This window comes from Hydrogenovibrio sp. 3SP14C1 (genome assembly GCF_029625905.1).
Classification (GTDB): Bacteria; Pseudomonadota; Gammaproteobacteria; order Thiomicrospirales; family Thiomicrospiraceae; genus Hydrogenovibrio.
Genome location: NZ_JARTLM010000329.1, coordinates 1 through 236 on the forward strand (window position 1 = coordinate 1; position 236 = coordinate 236).

At 54.2% G+C, this 236-nt stretch carries 1 protein-coding gene; it reads left to right on the forward strand.

Annotated features, from left to right (window positions below; translation table 11 throughout):
* Window positions 1-77: 77 nt before the first annotated feature.
* Window positions 78-236 (forward strand): glycine--tRNA ligase subunit alpha (locus P8629_RS12720; RefSeq protein ID WP_278166447.1); only part of this gene is annotated, 159 nt, incomplete at its 3' end.

Consider the following 236-nt stretch of genomic DNA (forward strand, 5'->3'; position numbering starts at 1 on the left):
TAACGTGCCTATAACCCATCTGCCTGTAATTGTATACTTGACGGCTTATGAATTCATGGCCAACGGTGCTTTCCGCGATGAGTGTCTCGACAAACCAATCGACACCCGATGTGTCGACCTTTCAAGGCTTGATCCTTGCTCTGCAACAGTACTGGGCAGAACAGGGCTGTGTGATTCTCCAGCCCCTCGATATGGAAGTCGGCGCGGGCACCTTCCACCCCGCCACCTTCCTGCGG